Consider the following 3673-nt stretch of genomic DNA (forward strand, 5'->3'; position numbering starts at 1 on the left):
CGGTTAACAATTTGTAATATTCCTTGTTGACACCCTTACTGACAAAGAAAAAACTGAAATCAAGTCAGGATAAGGGTTGGAGTGCTTACTGCAAAAATTGTTAAGAAAGATCCCTATAAGGGATAGCTTATCAAGGGGGGATTAAAGGCAAAATCCATTTTTAAATTATAACCAGCTACTTAGCCACCTTTCTGACCGATTTTACTTATACTCATAAATCTATGACCGCACGAACACGAAACCAAACCGACAAAAAAAACAGAAAAAAGCCAAAAAGCGGCAATAAATCCCAAAACTGGCAAATTATCGAGATTTGGCTGCGAATTATTGCCTATAGCGCTCTTTCCATCACGGCAGTTTTTGCGATCGCTCGTTTGTTACCCTACCAACAGATGCAACAGGCAAAACTGGAAGAAGTGCGTTTGGCAGCCCAGGAAAAGGAGGAACGCGTCAATCAATTGCGCGGTCAATTTACTCGCAGCTTTGATCCTAGTCAAGCGCGGCAAGTCATGGGGGAACAAAGTCCCCGACGGGATCCCAATCAAAGACGCATTTTTTGGGTTTCTCAGTAGATTAGCTGCCCTTACATCTCAATTACTTGTTAAGACTCTAGAGGAGAGGAGAGGGCCACAGAGTCGGGATAAAACTAATGACCACAGCGACACAATTCTTAAGCATTTCTGCCTTGACAAAAAAGGATTATTATGTGTGCATCTGAATTTTGAAGAAATATCTATCTATAGGACATTTTGGGCGCACGCAGTTCGATAAACTCACTGACCACGGTGCGCCCCTACCATTGGCACAATAATATTATTGTAGGGGCGAATTGCATTCGCCCTCTTTGAATAACTTCTGCTGCTCACCATAAGTGAGAGAAAGTCACTGACTTGAGCGAATCAGATCGGGAATTTACAAGGGGATAAAAATTAAAATCTTTCTGATTTCAAGCTACCAACGACCGGCGCTAGTCACTGAAAACCGAAAACTGATAACTGATAACTGAAATGACTCGATCCTATTTTGCTACTACCGCTAGGGGACTAGAAGAAATTGCCGCTAGGGAATTAGAATTCCTGGGGGCCAAAGAAGTGAAACCAGTATTCACGGGAGTCCATTTTCAGGGAGATCTGGCCCTACTCTATCGAGTCAATCTTTGGTCAAGAATTATTTTTCGGGTTTTGGTTCCCATTGCCGAAATTCCCTGTGGGGATGGGAAGGAACTTTATGATGGCATTCAAGCCATTGATTGGCGCGATTATCTCACCAGTGAGGAAACTTTAGCGGTACAATGTACGGGAACGAATGATCGCCTCAATCACACCCATTACACCGCCTTAAGCATCAAAAACGCTATTATCGACCAACAGCGTCAACAGGGGAATCCCCGTTCTTTTGTGGATACAGAAAACCCCGACCTGCAAATTAACGCTCATATCGAGAAAAATCGCTGTGTGCTTAGTTTAGATAGTTCTGGTCACAGTTTACATCGTCGCGGGTATCATCGGGCCATGGGAGTCGCACCTCTGAAAGAAAGTCTCGCCGCTGCTTTGGTAGAATTATCGGCATGGCAGGATGATATGGCGCTTTTAGACCCTTTTTGTGGTTCGGGAACTATTGTCATCGAAGCGACGTTAAAAGCTTTAAATATTGCCCCCGGTTTATCTCGTTCCCAGTTCGGATTTCAGAAATGGCCAGACTATCAACCGGATTTATGGCAATCTTTGGTTAAGGAAGCTAAAGAAAAACAAAAATCTCAGCTAAATGCGCCAATTTATGCTAGTGATGCCGATTACGAGGTTTTGCATCAGGCCGAGGATAATGCCTATTTTTGTCAAGTGCAGGACCACATTAATTTTAGCTTGCAAAGCATCACCGACTTAGAACCGACGAGCGATCGAGGGATTATTCTCTGTAATCCCCCTTACGGCAAAAGATTGGGCAATACCGAAGAATTAGGGGCCCTATATAAATCCTTCGGTGATGTCTTAAAACAGAGGTTTAAGGGTTGGACAGCCTATATTTTATCGGGAAACAAAGAACTGACTAAACAAATCGGTCTGCGTTCTTCCCGTCGCACTCCCTTGTATAACGGTTCTCTGCCCTGTACCCTCTTAAAATATGAGTTGTATTAACTACATCAAAACCTTGAGACTGTCAAGGGCTAAATGAACATTTTGACGAACTGAGGCGGCAGAAGTATGTAAATCCAGACGTTCAGCATCGGTCAAACGCACTTCCAGAATACTTTCCACACCCCGGCATCCTAAGCGACAGGGAACCCCCAGATAAACATCCTGTAAACCGTATTCACCCTTAAGATAGGCTGCCGCCGGCAGTAAACGGGATTGATTTCTCAATATCGTCTCGACCATGGTACAGGCAGAGGAAGCGGGGGCGTAATAAGCGCCGCCAGTTTGCAGTAATTTGACGATTTCAGCCCCACCGTTGCGAGTTCTCTCCACTAGACGATTAATCGTCATCTCGTCCATTAATTCGGTAATCGGCACACCACTGACGGTACAGTAACGGGGTAGGGGTAACATTAAATCACCGTGACCACCCAAAACCATAGCATGAACGTCGGCGGTACTAACCCCCAATTCCATGGCGATAAAGGTTTGTAAACGGGAAGAATCGAGGACTCCGGCCATTCCCATCACTCTTTGGGGGGGTAAACCAGTTGCTTGCCAGACTAGATAGGTCATCACATCCAGGGGATTGGTGATGACGATAAAAATGGCTTCCGGAGAATACTGGAGGCATTTAGTGGCGGCCTCGACGACAATTTTAGCATTGACATTCATGAGATCATCGCGACTCATGCCCGGTTTTCTGGCTAATCCAGCCGTAATCACGACAATATCCGAACCTACGGTGTCTTCATAGTTATTAGTGCCGATAATCTCGCTGTCGTGGAGTTCTATGCCCTGAGCTTCCATCAAATCTAGGGCAATACCCTGGGGCAAACCATTGACGATATCGAGGAGAACCACATCGGCGAGGTTTTTTTCGGCGATGCGTTGGGCCAAGGTGCGTCCGACGTTACCGGCACCAATAACCGAGACTCGGGGCGATTGGCAGGGGATGAGTGTATCGTAGAAGTCAACCATGATTTATGGATGAGGCAATATCCTCATCAGACGGGTTCCAGTTGTTCGAGCTTTAGCCACACACTGGGGGTAGGAACATAGAATTTAATCAAAGCGTAATCATCTTTTACATCCAAGACTTCTGCTGTCGAGTTGAACATATAACTGGGTAAACGGCGATCGCTGGCTAGGGCTTCGAGGCTATTTTCTAGGTTTCCCGTCACCACGCGGACTAAAGCTCCTTTCTTAATTGTAGCTGCCATGTTTTTCTCGTTAGATTTGCTGGGGGTTTCTCCCATAAATTGTTACATATTCGGGCAGACCTCTGACAAGGGCTTTTTCAGTCATCAGTGAACTGATAACCGATACCAAAGGCCGAATCTAAAACCTAATTGGTTAAGCTAAAAGCTTTGATGTACTTAGTTTTTACCCTTCTTTTTAGGCTATCCATTAGTCGGATCTTTCTTAACAAAAAGAGAAGAAACTTAAAAAAAGGGGAAACGATTGATAGGTATAGTTTTGAAAGAAGGAATCAAGGTGGAGGTAAGCAAAAAAATGGAGAAATGGGCAGCCCAAGAATT

5 protein-coding genes are annotated in these 3673 nt (G+C 44.8%); 3 read left to right on the forward strand and 2 right to left on the reverse strand.

Going from position 1 to position 3673, the window contains the following annotated elements:
* Positions 1-221 precede the first annotated feature (221 nt).
* Together ACOCD9_RS10495 and ACOCD9_RS10500 are read left to right on the forward strand one after the other, a co-directional pair.
* A complete protein-coding gene (locus ACOCD9_RS10495) occupies positions 222-572 on the forward strand; it encodes a hypothetical protein (RefSeq protein WP_419547377.1) in 351 nt (116 codons plus the stop codon).
* Positions 573-1007: 435 nt separating this feature from the next.
* Positions 1008-2135 (forward strand): THUMP domain-containing class I SAM-dependent RNA methyltransferase, encoded by a 1128-nt coding sequence (locus ACOCD9_RS10500; RefSeq protein ID WP_287702922.1) that lies wholly within the window; start codon positions 1008-1010, stop codon positions 2133-2135.
* On the opposite strand, the gene mdh is transcribed toward ACOCD9_RS10500, so the two are convergent.
* A complete protein-coding gene (gene mdh, locus ACOCD9_RS10505; RefSeq protein ID WP_190358682.1) occupies positions 2136-3113 on the reverse strand; it encodes a malate dehydrogenase in 978 nt (325 codons plus the stop codon).
* Between the two features lie 26 nt (positions 3114-3139).
* Positions 3140-3355: an NAD(P)H-quinone oxidoreductase subunit O gene (locus ACOCD9_RS10510; protein WP_002758722.1), complete on the reverse strand. Its 216-nt coding sequence runs from the start codon at positions 3353-3355 to the stop codon at positions 3140-3142.
* A gap of 129 nt (positions 3356-3484) precedes the next feature.
* Here ACOCD9_RS10510 and ACOCD9_RS10515 point away from each other — a divergent pair.
* On the forward strand, positions 3485-3673 hold a 189-nt coding region (locus tag ACOCD9_RS10515; protein ID WP_419547379.1), incomplete at its 3' end, for a hypothetical protein.

The sequence above is a fragment of the Microcystis sp. genome, from assembly GCF_048564745.1.
GTDB classification, from domain to species: domain Bacteria; phylum Cyanobacteriota; class Cyanobacteriia; order Cyanobacteriales; family Microcystaceae; genus Microcystis; species Microcystis ichthyoblabe_A.